This is a genomic window from Bartonella henselae str. Houston-1, from assembly GCF_000046705.1.
Taxonomy (GTDB): Bacteria; Pseudomonadota; Alphaproteobacteria; order Rhizobiales; family Rhizobiaceae; genus Bartonella; species Bartonella henselae.
In genome coordinates this window covers 1,429,916-1,447,894 of record NC_005956.1, presented here as the reverse complement: position 1 = coordinate 1,447,894, position 17,979 = coordinate 1,429,916, and the positions used below count along the sequence as shown (strand labels likewise).

12 protein-coding genes, 2 pseudogenes and 1 riboswitch are annotated in these 17,979 nt (G+C 38.6%); of the genes and pseudogenes, 5 read left to right on the top strand and 9 right to left on the bottom strand.

Annotated features, from left to right (window positions below; translation table 11 throughout):
* Positions 1 to 352 precede the first annotated feature (352 nt).
* A pseudogene (locus tag AYT27_RS06580) lies at positions 353 to 1,508 on the top strand (tyrosine-type recombinase/integrase).
* A 401-nt stretch (positions 1,509 to 1,909) separates the two neighbouring features.
* On the opposite strand, the gene AYT27_RS06575 reads toward AYT27_RS06580, so the two are convergent.
* The 3 genes from AYT27_RS06575 to AYT27_RS06565 are packed head-to-tail and all read right to left on the bottom strand — an operon-like array spanning position 1,910 to position 4,442.
* Positions 1,910 to 2,569 (bottom strand): methionine ABC transporter permease, encoded by a 660-nt coding sequence (locus AYT27_RS06575; RefSeq protein WP_011181106.1) that lies wholly within the window; start codon positions 2,567 to 2,569, stop codon positions 1,910 to 1,912.
* Positions 2,562 to 3,596 (bottom strand): methionine ABC transporter ATP-binding protein, encoded by a 1,035-nt coding sequence (locus AYT27_RS06570; protein WP_011181105.1) that lies wholly within the window; start codon positions 3,594 to 3,596, stop codon positions 2,562 to 2,564. Before AYT27_RS06570 ends, AYT27_RS06575 begins: the two co-directional genes overlap by 8 nt.
* Before the next feature lie 27 nt (positions 3,597 to 3,623).
* Positions 3,624 to 4,442, bottom strand: a complete 819-nt coding sequence (locus AYT27_RS06565) for a MetQ/NlpA family ABC transporter substrate-binding protein (RefSeq protein WP_011181104.1) — start codon at positions 4,440 to 4,442, stop codon at positions 3,624 to 3,626.
* A 526-nt stretch (positions 4,443 to 4,968) separates the two neighbouring features.
* On the opposite strand from AYT27_RS06565, the gene AYT27_RS06560 reads away from it, so the two are divergent.
* Entirely contained in the window at positions 4,969 to 5,595 is a 627-nt protein-coding gene (locus AYT27_RS06560; RefSeq protein WP_011181103.1) for an SH3 domain-containing protein, read from the top strand.
* A 101-nt stretch (positions 5,596 to 5,696) separates the two neighbouring features.
* Here AYT27_RS06560 and AYT27_RS06555 read toward each other — a convergent pair.
* The 5 genes and pseudogenes from AYT27_RS06555 to AYT27_RS06525 all read right to left on the bottom strand — a co-directional run.
* A pseudogene (locus AYT27_RS06555) lies at positions 5,697 to 5,927 on the bottom strand (Asd/ArgC dimerization domain-containing protein); the annotation flags it as partial.
* A 46-nt stretch (positions 5,928 to 5,973) separates the two neighbouring features.
* Positions 5,974 to 6,990: an aspartate-semialdehyde dehydrogenase gene (locus tag AYT27_RS06550; RefSeq protein ID WP_011181102.1), complete on the bottom strand. Its 1,017-nt coding sequence runs from the start codon at positions 6,988 to 6,990 to the stop codon at positions 5,974 to 5,976.
* 1,278 nt (positions 6,991 to 8,268) lie between these two features.
* Positions 8,269 to 8,625 (bottom strand): helix-turn-helix domain-containing protein, encoded by a 357-nt coding sequence (locus AYT27_RS06540; protein ID WP_011181101.1) that lies wholly within the window; start codon positions 8,623 to 8,625, stop codon positions 8,269 to 8,271.
* Between the two features lie 1,908 nt (positions 8,626 to 10,533).
* Positions 10,534 to 10,740, bottom strand: coding sequence for a Trm112 family protein (locus AYT27_RS06530; protein ID WP_034448038.1), 207 nt, complete (start codon positions 10,738 to 10,740; stop codon positions 10,534 to 10,536).
* A gap of 13 nt (positions 10,741 to 10,753) precedes the next feature.
* Positions 10,754 to 11,416 carry an LON peptidase substrate-binding domain-containing protein gene (locus AYT27_RS06525; protein ID WP_011181099.1) on the bottom strand — a complete coding sequence of 221 codons (663 nt, stop codon included), beginning with the start codon at positions 11,414 to 11,416 and terminating at the stop codon, positions 10,754 to 10,756.
* Between the two features lie 503 nt (positions 11,417 to 11,919).
* Positions 11,920 to 12,019: riboswitch (glycine riboswitch) on the top strand.
* Between the two features lie 137 nt (positions 12,020 to 12,156).
* Between AYT27_RS06525 and gcvT the strand changes: the two genes are divergently transcribed.
* The 3 genes from gcvT to gcvP are packed head-to-tail and all read left to right on the top strand — an operon-like array spanning position 12,157 to position 16,452.
* Entirely contained in the window at positions 12,157 to 13,275 is a 1,119-nt protein-coding gene (gcvT, locus tag AYT27_RS06520) for a glycine cleavage system aminomethyltransferase GcvT (protein WP_011181098.1), read from the top strand.
* Between the two features lie 7 nt (positions 13,276 to 13,282).
* Positions 13,283 to 13,651, top strand: coding sequence for a glycine cleavage system protein GcvH (gene gcvH / locus AYT27_RS06515; protein ID WP_011181097.1), 369 nt, complete (start codon positions 13,283 to 13,285; stop codon positions 13,649 to 13,651).
* Positions 13,652 to 13,656: 5 nt separating this feature from the next.
* Positions 13,657 to 16,452, top strand: a complete 2,796-nt coding sequence (gcvP, locus tag AYT27_RS06510) for an aminomethyl-transferring glycine dehydrogenase (RefSeq protein ID WP_011181096.1) — start codon at positions 13,657 to 13,659, stop codon at positions 16,450 to 16,452.
* A 333-nt stretch (positions 16,453 to 16,785) separates the two neighbouring features.
* Here the strand turns inward: gcvP and alr are convergent, their stop codons facing one another.
* The gene (gene alr, locus AYT27_RS06505; RefSeq protein WP_011181095.1) at positions 16,786 to 17,904 is read right to left on the bottom strand and encodes an alanine racemase; all 1,119 of its coding nucleotides are present in this window, start codon (positions 17,902 to 17,904) and stop codon (positions 16,786 to 16,788) included.
* Positions 17,905 to 17,979: the final 75 nt, after the last annotated feature.

The window sequence follows — 17,979 nt, the reverse complement described above, 5'->3', positions numbered from 1 at the left end:
ATCCACTTTTTGTGCAATTGTTTCAGAAGACCCTTAAGGGAATAATATGAAGAGTGATCAAAAGGATATAACTATTGTCATAATGGAGATATTATAACGCTGCTAGTCATGGCAGATCGCCATATTCCCCCAATCTTCTCCGCTTAGATTCCAGCAAGTGATGTGGCTATGATTAAGAGAAAGACATTGATTTATAAAGATAATTTATCATTTTTAACTTGAATGAGAGCACCGAATATCGTAAGTTATTGCATCTCAAACTGTCTCATCGTGAGTCACTCAAAATCATTCGCATGCACATTATAAGCGGGATTGGTGTGTGGGTGAATAACTCTTTGGGAAAAGAGTAAAAATACACCTTATGAACCGTCTCAATGCAAGAGTTCTCGAAGCATTTTGCGCTTGCAAAGAGAATGACGGAGCTGACGTGTAGCTTCATAAGCATAAAGAGGGTGGTGCCCAATAGCTTTTACGGTATATCCTTCACGGATGCCATCGTAAAATGGGTTTGTGTGCGCTGACGGATATCTCTTTAAAACAAAGGCGTAAATGGGCAACACAATGATGTTCTGTTTTGCATGAGGAGCGTAATCCTATTAAAGAAAGTGAGAAACAAAAGCGTGAGACAATGCGCAATCTCCATTATTGAAAAGATACTGCTCCTAGATACTCTTGAAAGCTGTAAAGCCGAATTAAAGGGTGATGATAAGGCTGGGAGTTGATTTCTATATTTACAACTTCATATTATGCCCAAAGGAGGCTGTTTCCCTATTTCAGAGATTACGCAATGTTCTTGTCCCTATCTGGCAGACAAAAGCTGCAACAAAATGGAAAGCACTTATTTTTCAATCCTTTGTCTCAAACATGCAGCTGCATTAGAATTGGATGTTAATTTACAAGTAAGAGCAAAAACTTTATTGAGAAAACAACGTCATAAAGTTAAGAACATGCCCGCTATGGATTAGAAAGATATTCTGGCTTTTTATAAAATATTTTGCAAAATAACAAGCATAACTACAACTGGCTTTGTGTCTTCTTATCCTTCCAGTTGGGGGCGCGTACAAACCTTTTGCGTCATATTCATAAAAAGCAGATTGACGGTGCTATAATTGGGCAATTGCTGTTGAGACTATGAAAGGAAGGCGTGATGCTATAACAGAGTTTTACTTACCTTTATCATCAGAGGTTTTAAAAACTCCGGAACAAGCACATTTTTTTTATTTCGCAATGATTTCTTTTTTTGCTGCAACCGGGTGTGGTCCCTTTGCTGCGAATTGCCTGTCACAATTCATGCAACAGATTGATCTTGGTGGCATATTCTCATGGCTTTCGTTCTGATTTATGTAATTGGCTAGCTAAAATAACAGATGTCCCTTATGAGGTAGCAGAGATTATTTTGGGGCATGTGGTGGGGGATAAAGGAGAACGTGCTTCATTGTACAGACTATTTAGAACAGCACTATGTCTTTATGGAAAAATGGGCTTCTTATGTCACAGGTCAAAGCTAAGATATGGGGTGAAGTTCCCCATTATCTTTGGATAATTTTCTCTCTCTTTTATTTATTCTCTATAAGATTCATAAAAGAAGCCACCATAACAGTAAAACCGGTAATTAGAATAGAAGGAACGTTTCAGGGACGAGAACATGTCTGAAAAGCATGTTTAATAATTTGAAGTCGATTTTCTCCCATGGATGCGTAGCTTCAATCAAGCCATTCTCGAAAGTTTTAACAGAGAGTTCTATTATGCTTTCATAAAAAGAAATGGCTGAAATAGTAAGGATAACAATCACTTAAAGTATTTCCACATCTCTTTCTACAACCATAGAGATAAGGGGAGAAAATAAAATGCAAGACCAAGAAAGGAAGTTGCTATGGTTGGTGAGAAATATACAAATTCCTCAATTACTTTAATGCTTTTTTTTATCTAGTTTTTGTACAATTTTATCGGAAGACCATTGGGTAATAACATTTAGAATGATTAAAAGGATAATAACTATTGTCATAATGGAGGTATTATAACGCTGATAGCCATAGCGGATTGCCATATCTCCCAAACCACCTCCGCCGAGATATCCAGCAAGTGAAGTGGCTCCGATAAGAGAAATTACCATAACAGTAAAACCGTTAATCAGACTAGGGAGCGCTTCAGGGACAAGAACATGCCTGATAATTTGAAGTCGACTTGCTCCCATGGAACGCGCAGCTTCAATCAAGCCATTTTCGACAGTTTTAAAAGAGAGTTCTGCCATTCGTGCATAAAAAGGAATAGCTGAAATGGTGAGAACAAAAATCACCGAAGACATTCCTACACCTCTTCCTACAACTATACGGGTAAGAGGGAGAAGATAAAATGCGAGAATAATAAAGGGAATGGCACGAATACTATCAATCATGATACTCAGAGGGCGATTGATGAGATATGAGGCAAGAATTCCTCCACGTGCAGTTGTATAAAGAAGCAGACCAAGTGGAAGACCTATAATAAGTGCCATTAAAGAAGCGCTTATCGTCATCAATACTGTATCGAAAACGGCTTGGGGGAGTTCATAAGAGAGAACATTAAACATAACCTAAAACCTCACAATATCGTCCTTTTTCGGTCAACCATTGGACGGCTTTTTTTAAAGCTTCTTGATTTTGGGCAGGAAGACCTAAGAAAAGGCGCCCAATGGTTTCACCTTGGACTGTATCAATACCACCGTGCAAAATACGTGCTCTTAAACCAATTTCATCTTCCAGAAGATTGAGAAAAGGTTGTTGAGTGATTTCACCTGCAATATTGATTTCAATGATAGCTTCCTGACCTCTGGGTTTAAGATTTTTTGCAAATTTCTCAGGAAGTTGTGGAGTAACAAGTTTGAGCATGGCAATGGTTGTATCATCTTGCGGTGATGTAAAAATATCTTTTACACGCCCTTCTTCCACAATACGCCCTTGATTGAGGACAACAACACGATGCGCAATAGCGCGCACAACTTCCATTTCATGGGTAATGAGCACAATAGTAAGATTGAGGCGTTTGTTAATATCGGCAAGAAGTTCTAAAATAGATTGCGTTGTTTCAGGATCAAGGGCAGAAGTTGCTTCATCTGATAACAATATTTTGGGATTAGCGGCTAGAGAGCGTGCAATACCAACACGTTGTTTTTGTCCTCCTGAAAGTTCTGCTGGATAACAATATTCTTTACCACATAACCCTACTAGTTCAATCAGCTCAAGGGCACGTTTGTGGCGCTGTTTTTTATTTATACCGGTTAATTTAAGGGGTAAGGCAATATTATTAAGAATATTTTGCGATGATAAAAGATTGAAATGTTGAAAAATCATGCCAATGCGTTGACGATAAGGTGCCCATTCTGTTTCTGACAGATTTGAAACATTCACACCTTCAAAAAAAATGGACCCCGCGTCAATTCGTTCTAATCCATTTAAACAGCGAATAAGTGTTGATTTTCCTGCTCCACTACGCCCGATAATTCCAAGAATTTCACCTGCATGGATATTCAAAGATAAATTATCAAGAGCACAAATATCAGTTGTTGTGTTAAAACAACGGCTGATCTTTTTTAGAGAGATAAGGCTAGGATTCTCCATTCAAAATTACCAAGATATTTGGCACAATTACCAAGATGTTTGGGCTGCCATGCCAAAAACTTCTTTTATTTTTGCTCGGACAGCTTCACTATTGTAGGCAGAAACTAATTTTTTGACCCACGGTTCATCTTTGTCGATAGTGCGCACAACAATAATATTATTATAAGGGTTATTCTCTGCTTTTTCCCATGCAATAGCGTCTGTTTGTAAGTTTAATCCAGAGATCAAAGCCCAGTTTGTGTTTATAATCGCAATATCAAAATCATCGATTGCTCGCCCTAACATACCGGCATCTAATTCACGAATTTGCAAGTTTTTAGGGTTTTCAATAATATCAAGTGGAGATGCGAGAATGTCGTGAGAATCTTTTAACTTAATGAGATCTAAAGAACTGAGAAGCAATAAGGCTCTTCCACCATTTGAGGGGTCGTTAGGAATGCCAATATGTGCTCCATCGCGCAGTTCTTTTAACTCTTTGATTTTATGAGAATAGATACCTATTGGGGTAAGAAATGTATATCCAGCAATTGAAAGTTTGTAACCACGTTGTTTAATTTGATTATTAAGATAGGGTGTGTGCTGAAAAGCATTTGCATCAATCTCTCCAGCGTGAACAGCATCATTAGGTAGAGTGTAGTCAGAAAAATAGACAAGTTCAATATTTAAACCAACCTTTTTAGCTTGTTCTACAGCGACTTTCCAAATAGTTGCTTCCTGTCCTTCCATAACACCGAGCTTAATATTTGATTTGTCTGCTGCCATGGAAAAGATAGGAGACAAAAAAAGTGCAAAAAGAGAAAGAAGTAATCCAATCGTAGCATTTCGGGATAATTGCTTTAATTTCATGTGTTTTTATCTTTTTTTTCCAAGAGATTTTTCGAGAGAAGATTCAATATACCCTATGCTAATTTAGGCAGATTTCAAATTATAAAAGCTTTATAGAATATTCAATCATTTTTATTCAAAAAAATATTATTTTTTCTCATATTGTAGGCATTCTTGAAAAATAACATAATGAATATGCAGCATTTCTTCAAAATTTAGGCAATAAATTCTTCTGTTGTAATTCTTTTTTGGGGAACCAAAGGTAATTTCAAAACTTCTTTAAAGTGACGATTGACTAAATCGCTAAGCAATCAAATGAGTTGTTAGTAATAAATTCCATAAGGGTAATATTGCGCAATCAAGATAATAGGTCGTGTTTATGTCCGGTAGGGATAGAGTTAAGAGATCTTTTCTCGAAATGTGTTGAATCTCTTTAAGAAGATCAAAAATCGATCACCATTTGATTGAAACAAGGCAAAATTGAAACAGGGCATATTTTTGCAAAAGTCTATATTTTGCTCTTCATACTTTTGAGAGGGAGAAAATAATGTTAAAAAAGGATTTTTTATCAATCACAATGATTTTATTGGCTTTGGGAGGATCGGGGCTTGGAATGACTGTTTCTCATGCGGCAGTTACAAAAATTGCTCGTGTAGCATCAGGTCAGGTAGTTTTACGCATAGGTCCAGCGACAGCTTACAGAGCTATCGCAATTGCTCCAACAGGAGCGAAAGTGCAAATTAATGGTTGTCTTTCCAATAAAGCTTGGTGTTCACTTTCCTATAATGGAAAGGTTGGTTGGGCATCTGCACGTTATTTAAATATTAATAATGTTCCTACAATCTCTTTTACACATATGCGCGTGAAGCCAAATTCTACGATAAAAGTACAAAAGCAAAAAGTGAAACAGGTTGTTTCCAGTTTTAAAAATCTTACTGTGCCTCAAAAAATACGAAAAAATCTACAAAAATTGTACAGAAAAGATGTGGTTATTGATTCTACAACTGTCAAAAAAAGGGATGAAAGAACAGTTTTGAATCCCTCACCAAAAGCACAAAATATATCTGTAAAGCGTGTGAACGCTTATAATCCTTTTTTTCCGTATGATGTCAATTACAGAAATTTTGAACGCAATGAAACGCGTTACCGTGTTGTGACCTATCCTGCTCCATAAGGATATGGAAAATCCCATGGTTATTGCGATGATCGGAAGGAAATACAGCAGCATAAGGCATTTTTGTTTCATGCTGCCGTTTTTATTTATTTTGCTGATTCCTACTTTATCAAATTACGAGAGATGAGTAATTCAGCGATTTGAACTGCGTTCAATGCTGCTCCCTTTCTTAAATTGTCAGCCACAACCCAGAAAGCTAAGCCATTTTCAACGGTGATGTCTTCACGAACACGGCTAATAAAGGTGGCATCTTCGCCAGTACTTTCATAAGGGGTTATAGTGCCGCCATTTTTGTGTTTATCGATAAGCTGACAGCTTGGTGCGTTGCGTAAAAACGTTTTTGCTTCGTATTGTCCTTTTTATTTATTTTGCTGATTCCTACTTTATCAAATTACGAGAGATGAGTAATTCAGCGATTTGAACTGCGTTCAATGCTGCTCCCTTTCTTAAATTGTCAGCCACAACCCAGAAAGCTAAGCCATTTTCAACGGTGATGTCTTCACGAACACGGCTAATAAAGGTGGCATCTTCGCCAGTACTTTCATAAGGGGTTATATAGCCGCCATCTTTGTGTTTATCGATAAGCTGACAGCCTGGTGCATCGCGTAGAAGTGTTTGTGCTTCATGGGCGCTTAGTGGTTTTTCAAATTCAACATGAACAGCTTCCGCATGACCAATAAAGACAGGAACCCGAACAGCTGTGGCTGTTAATTTGATCTTAGGATCAAGAATCTTCTTTGTCTCAACGGCCATTTTCCATTCTTCTTTTGTATACCCATCTTCCATGAAGACATCGATATGGGGAATAATGTTGAAGGCAATGCGTTTGGTAAATTTTTTTGATGTGATTGGATCTGCAACAAAAACTGCTCGTGATTGTTCAAAGAGTTCATCCATCCCTTCTTTACCCGCTCCAGAAACCGATTGGTAAGTAGACACAACAACACGTTTAATGCACGCTGCCTCATGGAGAGGTTTTAAAGCTAAGACAAGTTGAATTGTTGAACAATTGGGGTTGGCTATAATATTGCGCTTGGAAAATTGATCAATGGCTTGTGCATTGACTTCAGGTACAATCAACGGAATATTGCTATCATAGCGCCAAGTGGATGAGTTGTCGATTACCACACAGCCAGCAGCAGCGATTTTAGGGGCATATTCTTTAGAAATACTTCCTCCAGCAGACATGAGGCAGAGGTCCGTATCGGAAAAATCGTATGTATCAAGCGCTTTGACTTTTAAAGTTTTGTCACCATAGGAAACGCTTTGCCCTAGAGAGCGGCGTGATGCTAAAGGAACAATTTCATGAGTAGGAAAACCACGTTCTTCAAGAATTGTAAGCATTTCACGACCAACATTTCCGGTTGCTCCGACAACTGCAACTTTAAAGCTCATTTTTCCATACTCCTGTCCTTTTCCGTTTTGCTTCCCTGGGCTATACCCAGGAGAGGGTGAGTTGGCCAGGAATTAAATCATAATATTGTAGGGTTTTTAAAAGGTCTTATTTTGTGTACGCCAATTACGATTTACAATAACACAGGTTGATTCATTTCGAATGTACCATCCTGTTAATTTTAAACAGCTGAGAAAGCCTGAAGTTTTATGCCAAGCTGTGTGAATTATCTCCTTGGCAGCGCTGCAATCTAGAGAATTGCTTATCTTCTGTCAATTGTTTAGCATGAGAAGTTTGCATTTTATAACGATTGTGTCATGAATAATAAAGCGCGTGCTTTTGCTTTCGCCTGTAAATCAACGTCTAAACTTAGCGCAACAGCATGTTTGAGACAAAGATTGAGACGGGTAAGGGCGTTCTCTGCTGTTGCAGCTTTTGTATGCCAAAGTGAAGAGTATTGTGTATTTTTGTTTAGGTAATCTCTAAAACGGATAGATAGCCTCATTTGGGGAGAATATGAAGTTGTAAAGGTCAAAAGCTGTTTTCATCTTTATCTTCTACCTTTAATTTGGCTTTACGGCTTTCAAAAGTATCTAGAGTAATATCTTTTCAATAATGGAGGCTAAGCATTGCTTCACGCTTTATATTTCTCACATTCTTAATAGGGGGCACGTTCCTCATGCAAAACAAAACGCTATTGTGTTGGACATTCACGCGCTTGTTTTAGAGAGACATCTGTTAATGCACAAAAGCCTATTTCATGACACTGTTCATGAAGGATATAATGGAAGGCATTGGGTATCACCATTTTTATGCTTATTGAGCGTGCAAGCTGGCACCATTCTCCTTCTTTATCAGCTCAAAATGTTGCTGACAGCTCTTGCATTAAGGCAGTTCATGAAAAGCGTTTTTACGCTTTTCTTTAAGTATTTTTTTATCCACACGCCAGCTCCGCTTATGACATGCAAGCAAGTATTTTAATTAATTGATTATGAGAGGATTTTACGATATTTGGGATTCTGATTCAAGTTGAAAAATGATTATTTATTATTATAAATCAATGTTTTATATGCATTATGCTGATAAAATTTTTTATATTGCCTTATGATAAATGTTTTTTATGTGTAAGTTAAGGTAGAGGCTTGTGATGTGATTTTCTTCTTGTGCTGTTTTCCATTTTATTTTGTTGTTTTATTCTTACCTCATAAGTTCTTTTCACATGATAAAGGCGTTTATTGAAGAAATGTTCATAGAAATCACGGAAATAGGAAGATGTCTTCTTAATCAGAAATCAACCGCAAGATTGCCCTCTGTTTTTTGGGGTTAAGTCCTCTGAAATTTTTTAAAAGTAAGTGTTCTGCTTTGTTTGATATTCTGTCGTTATCAGGGTAGAGGGTATCTTCTTTTTTTGAGATATCAGCATAAAAGAAAGAAACAGGAACATCCAGTCTGTCGGCAATTTCCTGTAAACGTCCTGCACTCACGCGATTTATTCCTTTTTCATACTTTTGGATTTGTTGGAAAGTTATGCCTAAATGGGAGCCTAATTGTTTTTGAGAAAGCCCCATGATGCTTCTTCTGAAGCGAATTTTTTTGCCTACAGAGATATCATTAAAATGTGGATTTTTGGTTCGCACTTTGAAAGATTCCCCACCGGGTGCGAGCGCCCTCGCGTTGGTATTCCGGGGTCTGGAAGCACTGACATCGAATCAGTCTCTTGCTTTTAGTGCTGAGAAGCACTTGGACATAACAAGAGCCCCCGGAAATTCCGGGATACCCGCAAAGCGGATTTATTCTGTGTTCGATGTTAGAGCTTCCAGGCCCTATTGATCGTTGCGTATACGACCAACATCACAAGCTCATTCATAGGATAATTTCCTTAAATCGTCAACCAGAGTTACAACAGTTGTTTTGGTTGCTTTTTTCAAAATTTAAACGCAACCCTTGCAATGTGTCTTTCTGTTTTGATGAGATTTTGATCAATTTTCTATGCATTGTTTTTAATCAAAAAAACATTTTAGAATAAAACCTGTAATGGCGTTTTCAAAAATTTTGCAGAGCAAGATATTTTCGGGGACGATTCAAATGTGTTTTAACAAATTAGAAAAATCGAGCTGCGAAAAAAGGAAAAAAAGTGGGTTTAAGCATAAATGCCGTTTTCGTCTGTGAAAGTTATGCATGCCGAAATGATTTTGATTTTAAAAGGGAGACAATTTAAAATTTTAACTCGTGGTTTTATTTATTTTTCTAGAAATTTTCTGTTAAAGCTTTCAGTTTTTTTAATTTGTTTATCGCTATCTGGTGTACTTACGGGCTTCATTTACATCGATAGAGGAGTGTTCTTGAGATCTTGTTTTTTGATGTGCGTTTTCAGGAGAGTTTGAGAGCCTGAATGGCTCTCAATTTGTTTTTTCAAAGGAATAAAGAGCTTTCATTATTTTTGTGATATTCTTTTCGTGTTTTTTATAGTGCTTCGTTGGTTTCAAAAATACTACGAAGAACAGCGGTTTTGAGGCGGTATTTGAGATTACTTTTAAGTGCTTATTTGGGGGATACTGCCTTTTGGTTAAGGTGGTAAGTTTTATTGATACCACAATGCATAAAACTTTACATAGATTTTCCAAAAACCTATCCATAGTAATTAAACGCTTTATGTTGTGATGAAAATGTTGCTTGGGGTATATTCTTTTTTTGCAAATTCTGTTTGATTGACAAAATATAAATTTTAAAAATCAAGATGAGATTCTCAGAAATGCTTTGTAGTTTATCGATTTAAACTACTTGTTACCAAGATTGCCATCGCATTTTGAACGATACCAATGGATTTCTTTTCAAAAACAGGATCGGTAGTGTTGTAAACATTGTCTTGTCGTACGGTCATATAAAGCACATTTCCGTATATTAAAAAGACAATGTCATCTCTTTGTTTTAATTTTTTTGCCTCAACTTAAAATGTAGAAGTCTAAATTTGAACGAAATATTTAATGCAGGGCTTGCCCAATTTGTCTATGAATTGAGTGACATAAGCGGTCCTCAAGTGCAATCTGTCGAGAGAATTAATCTATAACCAAATTGGGTGAGGATTAAGAATTTTTATCCTTAAAAGTGAGAAGGAGATTAAGCCTTACGACATGGGTAATAAAGCTCTCTTTAACCACTCCTGTTGATGATCAATGTTATATCATTTCCTGTTTATAATTAATTTTCTATACGCATCTTCGCTATATTATCAAATTCCTATGATTTTATTTCGTTTTTTATCCTTTATTCTGTCTAAGAACTCTCTTCTTTATAAAGAATGAGGATATCTCTCCACATTTAGAATCAAAAAAGTTGATAAAGGATTCAATATGCTTTTTTATGAACTGTCTTCATGTAAAAGCAGCGTAACATTGGTGGTAAATGGAATGATGTTGTCGATTTGTTATGGAATTGCTTTTTTAAAAGTGCCAACTATTGAAAAAGTTACGTCCATAAAGAATATTTCTTTATGGAGAACTGACTGATAACAGTTTATTGCAAAAGGAAAATTGAATGGAACTCTCTCATTTTTTATGAAGTTCTTTTCCATTATTTTGCAAAGGGCGAGCTTCGGAGGCAAGCATAATGGGAACACCATCGCGAATAGGATAGGCGAGTTTTGCTTCAAGCGAAATTAATTCCTGTGTTTTTCGGTTCAAAGAGAGGGTTCCCCCTGTAATAGGGCAAACCAGTAATTCGAGCATTTTAGGATCGGTGATCATTTTTTTCATGTTTTAACATTCATTAGTTTAAATAGTGATATGCTCCTGTTTGTTTCATGAGAGAGCGTTCAGTTAAAGCAAGAAGAGTCTGGGCACGGCTTCCAATATCAGGAGCTTCTAAGAGAGCTTGTTTTTCTGCGGGTGTAAAAGGAATAAGCGATGAGAAAGCATTCACCAATATAGGCGTAGGCGTTTGTATGATATTGCTCCAATTATATTCTATTTCATGTATGGTGAGATATTGCTCAACAATGTTGAGTAAATTTTCTCGATTAATGCTTTCTGAAAATTCTACTTCTTGTAGGTCTTTTATGTTTGATCGGATAAGAGCAATCCGATAGGATTTTGTGTTGACGAGTTCTTGTTCTAAGGTAAAGCGGCAAACGCCTTGTAAGATAATGAAAAGCTGCCCATTTCCTGTTTCGTTGTAGTGTGTGATACGACCTATACAGCCCATTTTATAAAGCTGTATGGGCAAATAGTCTGTTCCCGAAGAAAGTGGTTGAATAATGCCTAACAAACGGTTGGATACCATAGCGTCTTCAACCATTTCGAGAGCTTCTGGTTCAAAAATGTTGAGCGATAAAAAACCGCCTGGTAGTAAAAGCGCACCTTCTAAAGGAAAAAGAGCAATTTTCTTTGGGAGATCATTTTCGCAATTATAATGGATATTGCCAGCTTTCATTCGTATTTTTGAACCCTTTGTATGGTGAGGTTTGGTGCATAAGGAGCCACAGTTTATGGTACTACCTATCCATAAGAAAGACCAACCCCCTTGAGTGTTAAGATCATATTTCCTGATACTCTTAGAATATGTAGTGTTAGAGAGAATAAACTTTGTGGTTATAATGAGACCATACAAGAGAGAACACTCTTTTTAGTCTGTCAAATTTTACATTGTTTTCAATTTGTTTTTTTAGTTTTTGATTGGTATTTTTGCTTTTGGCCTTTCGCAATTTCCTTTTTATGTTGGTAGCTCATGCCGGTAATATATAAGCTGATCCTCCTTATTTTACTAAACTGTAAACACCTACGATTTTTAGAATGCTCGAGATCTAATATTATAAGCTTTTTAAAACAACCTATGCAAGTGTAAAATGAGGGCACACTAGTCATTTTGCTGATGACAGTGTGACAGAGATGAGCTATAGACTTTAAATATGTCGGAAAGAACGTTATTATTTCTTTCATTCTTTTGCGGGAGAGTGCAGGCTGCAAGTTTTTGGGTCTGCCGCCGAAGGGGAAAATAGCCCGTAATCTCTCAGGCTCTAAGGACCGTAAAAGAAGAGAGGCAGATCTGGAAAGTCGGGAGGGGCCGCGCCGAAGGTGTAAGCGAAAACTTTTTTCGCGAGTCTCTCAGGTTTGTAACAGAGGGGTGCAGAGACGAACACATTGTGTGAGTGTTGGCGCGACTTTGGAGATATTATGGGTACATCACAAGAATTTGAAACATCTTCTTTAAAAACACTTCCTTTATATGAATTGCATGAAAAAGCCGGAGCAAAATTTGGTGCTTTTGCCGGTTGGCGAATGCCTTTGACTTATCCTCTTGGGGTTTTGAAAGAGCATCTTCATACGCGTGCGCATGCAGGCCTTTTTGATATTTCTCATATGAAATTGATTGCTGTTGAGGGGCCGAAAGCAGTGGAATTTTTATCTTATGCTCTTCCTGTTGATGCGGCACTGTTAAAGATTGGTCAATCGCGCTATAGCTATTTGCTTAATGAGCGGGCTGGCATTCTTGATGATCTTATCCTTACTCGTTTGGCAGAGTGCCGCTTTATGCTGGTCGCTAATGCTGGTAATGCACAAGCCGACTTTGCTGAACTTGAAAAACGTGCTTTTGGCTTTGAATGTCAAGTGATTGCTCTTGAAAGGGTCTTACTTGCTCTTCAAGGGCCACAAGCGGCTGCTGTTCTAGCTGATGCTGGTTTGCCGGGAAATGAACTGTTGTTTATGCAAGGATTTGAACCACAACAAGATTGGTTTATCACCCGTTCTGGTTATACAGGAGAAGATGGTTTTGAAATTGCTCTTCCTATAGGTTGTGCACGCGCATTGGCTGAAAAGCTGCTCGGCGATTCTCGTGTTGAGTGGGTTGGTCTTGCAGCGCGTGACAGTCTTCGATTGGAGGCAGGGTTATGCTTGCATGGCAATGATATTACCCCTGATACTACGCCCATTGATGCTGCACTGACATGGGCTGTTCCCAAAAATGTTCGAGAAAAAGCGCAATTTTATGGAGCAAAGGCTTTTCTGGAATCTCTTCAGAAAGGTCCCTCTCGTTGTCGTGTTGGTTTAAAACCACAAACACGCCAACCTATTCGTGCTGGTGCTGTGCTTTTCGATAATGAAGGCAATCGGATTGGGGTGGTAACGTCAGGTGGTTTTGGCCCTTCTTTTGATGGTCCTGTCGCGATGGGGTATGTTCCTGTTGCTTGGAAAGTGGAAGGAACAGAAGTATTTACAGAGCTGCGTGGCAAAAAGATTGCACTGTCTGTTCATTCACTCCCTTTTGTTGAACAACGTTATTTTAAAGGATAATTTTTTTATGTCTAAAACTTATTTTACACAAGATCATGAATGGCTTAGCGTTGAAGGACAAGTGGTTACTGTTGGGATCACAGATTATGCTCAAGAGCAATTAGGGGATTTGGTTTTTATTGATTTGCCACAAAATGGAACAAAACTTTCTAAGGGAGATGCTGCTGCTGTTGTTGAATCGGTGAAAGCGGCTTCAGATGTTTATGCACCTCTTGATGGTGAAGTGGTCGAAATAAATGCAGCTTTGGCAGAGAGTCCTGAACTGGTAAACCAAAAAGCTGAAACAGAAGGTTGGCTCTGGAAAATGACTGTACAGGATGAAACGCAACTTGAAAGGCTGCTGGATGAAGCTGCTTATAAAGAACTGATTGGATGAGTCCTATGTTAGAGCGTCCTTTTTTTTCTCGCCATATTGGGCTTCGTCCTGATGAAAAACAAAAAATGCTTGATATTGTAGCAGTCGATTCTATTGATACATTAGTTTCTCAAGCTCTTCCTCACTCTATTCATTTGGGACGACCGCTTAATCTTCCAAAGGCAGTGAGTGAAGGGCAAGCTTTGGAAGAACTCTCCAAGATGATGGAGCGTAATTATCTGCACAAAAGCTTTATTGGGCAGGGATATCATGGAACTTATGTTCCTCCCGTTATTTTGCGGAATCTTTTTGAAAATCCAGCTTGGTATACTGCTTATACGCCTTATCAGGCAGAAATTAGTCAGGGTCGTTTAGAGCTTTTATTTTATTTTCAGACATTGATTAGTGAACTCACAGGTTTGCCTGTTGCAGCTGCTTCACTTCTTGATGAAGCAACCGCTTTAGCTGAAGCTATTACAGTGGCTTTCCGCTTTACGCGTGAGAAAAAAATGAAGATTTCTCTTCAGAGTCTTTTACATCCGCAGATCTTAAGCGTTGTACAAACGCGTGCTGAAACACAAGGTCTTCAAGTTAGCAAAAATAGCGAAATTTGTTCTGATACAGCTGCGATTGTTTTGTCTTGGCCAGATACAAAAGGCTCTTTTAATGATTATAGTGAAGTCATTAAAGAAGCAAAAGCAAAAGGAGCACTGGTGATTGTGGTTGCTGATCCTTTGGCACTTACCCTTATGGAAGCACCAGCAAAATGGGGAGCTGATATTGTTGTCGGCTCTATGCAGCGTTATGGCGTTCCAATGGGATTTGGGGGGCCGCATGCTGGTTACCTTGCTGTCAGTGATGCGCTCACACGTCTCATTCCAGGACGCATTGTTGGTCAATCTGTGGATACGAAAGGACGTGTTGGTTTTCGTTTAGCATTGCAAACACGTGAACAACATATCCGGCGCGATAAAGCGACGTCAAATATTTGTACAGCACAGGCTCTGTTAGCAAATATGGCAACGGCTTATGCTGTTTGGCATGGTCCACAAGGTTTACAGGAAATTGCTCAGCGCGTTCATCATTTAACATGTCGTTTCGTTGGTGGTTTAGAGGCAGTAGGTATCTCTTGTGAAGGGGAATATTTTTTTGATTGTGTCAGCATTGTTGTGAAGGGAAAAGCACGGGAGATTGCTTGTCAGGCAAAAGCTGGTGGGCGTCTTATCCGTGTTCTTGATGATGATAGGGTTGTTATCAATTTTGATGAATTATCAACACAAGAAGATGCCCATGCTTTAGCACAGCTTTTTGGTGCAGGGTTAGTTGATCAGGCTTCTCCAAGACTTATGGGAAAGGGGCGGGATACTACTTTTCTTTCGCAGCCCTTTTTCCATGCGGTTCATTCAGAGACGGATATGATGCGCTTTTTGCGTCGTTTGTCAGATAAGGATTTGGCATTAGATCGGGCAATGATTCCTCTTGGCTCTTGTACAATGAAGCTTAATGCGGCAGCTGAACTGATGCCTGTGAGTTGGCCTACGGTAGCCAATATACACCCTTTTGCTTCGCGAGAAGATGCGGTGGGTTATCAGGAAATGATTCATCAGTTAAATGCGTGGTTGTGTGAAATTACAGGGTTTGCACAAGTTTCTTTTCAGCCAAACTCTGGTGCTCAAGGGGAATATGCTGGGCTTTTGGCAATTCGTAGGTATCACCAATCGCGGGGTGAACATCAACGCACGCTTTGTCTTATTCCTGCATCTGCGCATGGTACCAATCCAGCTTCAGCACATATGGCCGGTATGGAAGTTGTTGTGGTGAAATGCTTGAACGATGGTGATGTGGATCTTGATGATCTCAAAATGAAAGCACAATTGTATAAGGAGCGTTTAGCTGCTCTCATGATCACTTATCCTTCAACACACGGTGTTTATGAGGAAAGTATTAAGGATATTTGTTCTCTTATCCATGAAAATGGAGGGCAAGTTTATTTTGATGGTGCCAATTTAAATGCACTTGTTGGCCTTGCTCGTCCGGCAGATATTGGGGCGGATGTTTGTCATATGAACCTTCATAAAACATTTGCTATTCCTCATGGTGGCGGTGGTCCTGGTGTGGGGCCAATTGGAGTGGTAGAGCATCTCAAACCATTTTTGCCAGGTCATGAACAAGAGGGGACAACACATGCAGTTTCTGCAGCTCCTTATGGAAGCGCATCTATTCTCGTTATTACTTGGATGTATATTCGGATGATGGGCGCTGAGGGTTTGAAATATGCAACACAAACAGCAATTTTGAATGCCAATTATATTGCTGCACGTCTTTCACAGGTTTATTCCATTCTTTATCGAGGCAAACATGGACGTGTTGCTCACGAATGTATCGTGGATACACGTGTGTTGAAAGAGCAGTATGGGGTGAGTGTTGATGATATTGCAAAACGTCTCATTGATTATGGGTTTCATGCGCCCACGATGTCTTTTCCTGTTCCTGGAACTTTGATGATTGAGCCAACTGAATCAGAGCCAAAAGCAGAGATTGATCGTTTTTGTGATGCTTTGCTCTCTATTGCTGAGGAAGCTAAGAAAATCGGTAGTGGTGTTTGGCCAAAAGATGATAATCCATTGGTTCATGCACCACATACATTGGTCGATACATTAGATGATACTTGGGCGCGGCCTTATTCACGACAAGAAGCTGCTTTTCCCAATTGCTCTCTTGATCCAGCGAATAAATATTGGCCTCCTGTTTCACGTATTGATAATGTTGCAGGAGACAGAATGCTTATTTGTTCTTGTCCGCCCTTGGGAAACACTTATTAAAGTTTTTTTTACATTAATGAAAAAAGCTTACACAAAAACAAAATGTGTGGGCTTTTTTGTCATCTATTCATGAATTGAATCATACTGTTTTCCTTGGTGCGTATTGGTTTTCGTTTTTCTGGTAGTTATCTAAAATAATCTTAAAGTAAATTGATGATTTCCATTGTCATTATTCGCTTAAGCATTTTGATGAAAATATTGATGAACAGGATGTGGAAGAAGGCGTATTGATGGATAGCCCGTATATTTGGCTGTTTAAAATCATGTTTGGAAGCTCTGAGAAATTCTTTTACTGAGAGAGTCATTTCCCTCACTTTATTTCTCGAGAGGGTTTTAAATGTAAATGCGCTTATAGCGTTTTCCTAGAGAAGTGAGAATTTCATGAGGAATGGTATTGGTATCTGTAGATACTTTTTCAAGGGGTTGATGAGGGCCAATGAGCTCTACCCAATCACCTCTTTGAGGTTTTTTATCGAGATCAGTAGCATCGACTATGATAGAATCCATAGAAATATGTCCAACAATAGGGAGTTTGTGCCCATTGAAATAAACGGTACCTTTATTCGAAAGAATCCGTGGCCAACCATCTGCATAGCCAATAGAAATGGTTGCAAGAGTGCTTGGTCTGCGGGTCATAAAGCTTTCTCGATAACCAACAGGTATTCCTGCGTCAATAAAGCGGCTTTGAAGAACTTGGGCTTCAACTTTTACAACAGCTTTAAGAGGTGTTGGATGTTTGCCATGGGGATCAACACCGTAAAGTGCAATACCGGGGCGAACAAGATCAAAATAAAAATCTGAACCAAGAAAAATGCCTCCAGAATTGGCAAATGAGACTTTACAGGTAGGTAACTGTGCAAGTACTCTCTTGAAAGCAGCTAATTGTTTATTATTGGATGAATGAGAGGCGTCCTCTCCATTCGCAAGGTGACTGAGAATATATTTTATTTCTGCTTTTTCAAAAATTGTAGGGTTTTTGATGAGTTTTTGTAATTCTTTTTTATCAAGCCCTAATCGGCTCATATTGGTATCGACTTGAATGATTGCGGGAAATTTTTTATTCTTTTTTTGGCAAAGTGTTTGCCAATCTTCGATAGTAGACCAAGAGTTCAAAAGAGGGATAATACCCGATTGTGCGACAAATTCTTCCGCTTTATGTGGAAAACCATTCAGAAGAGCAATCATGACATTTTCTGGTAAAACGGCTTTTAATTGAAGCGCTTCTTCGATTTGGGCAACAAAAAAAGTGCGGCAACCAGCTTGATAAAGTGCCGGGGCAATTTTATGTGCCCCTAACCCATAGGCATTAGCTTTCACTACCGCTGAACACTCAGTTGGAGCAACATGTTGGGCTAAAGTTCTATAATTTGCAACAATAGCACGCACGTCGATGGTTGCTATAGCTGTAGCAGGAAATAATGGGTTTGCTGTATCCTTAGCGGATTTGTTCATTTTAAAAAATCCTCTCTCGAGTCAGTGAGACAAGAAGTTTACTTTGGTTCTTTCATATAGTTTTCTATGATATAT

Coding starts and splice junctions, on each gene's coding strand:
- gcvP (WP_011181096.1), top strand. CDS start 13,657: ATGTTAGAGCGTCCTTTTTTTTCTCGCCATATTGGGCTTCGTCCTGAT.
- gcvH (WP_011181097.1), top strand. CDS start 13,283: ATGTCTAAAACTTATTTTACACAAGATCATGAATGGCTTAGCGTTGAA.
- AYT27_RS06560 (WP_011181103.1), top strand. CDS start 4,969: ATGTTAAAAAAGGATTTTTTATCAATCACAATGATTTTATTGGCTTTG.
- AYT27_RS06565 (WP_011181104.1), bottom strand. CDS start 4,442: ATGAAATTAAAGCAATTATCCCGAAATGCTACGATTGGATTACTTCTT.
- AYT27_RS06550 (WP_011181102.1), bottom strand. CDS start 6,990: ATGAGCTTTAAAGTTGCAGTTGTCGGAGCAACCGGAAATGTTGGTCGT.
- AYT27_RS06575 (WP_011181106.1), bottom strand. CDS start 2,569: ATGTTTAATGTTCTCTCTTATGAACTCCCCCAAGCCGTTTTCGATACA.
- alr (WP_011181095.1), bottom strand. CDS start 17,904: ATGAACAAATCCGCTAAGGATACAGCAAACCCATTATTTCCTGCTACA.
- AYT27_RS06525 (WP_011181099.1), bottom strand. CDS start 11,416: ATGAAAGCTGGCAATATCCATTATAATTGCGAAAATGATCTCCCAAAG.
- AYT27_RS06530 (WP_034448038.1), bottom strand. CDS start 10,740: ATGAAAAAAATGATCACCGATCCTAAAATGCTCGAATTACTGGTTTGC.
- gcvT (WP_011181098.1), top strand. CDS start 12,157: ATGGGTACATCACAAGAATTTGAAACATCTTCTTTAAAAACACTTCCT.
- AYT27_RS06570 (WP_011181105.1), bottom strand. CDS start 3,596: ATGGAGAATCCTAGCCTTATCTCTCTAAAAAAGATCAGCCGTTGTTTT.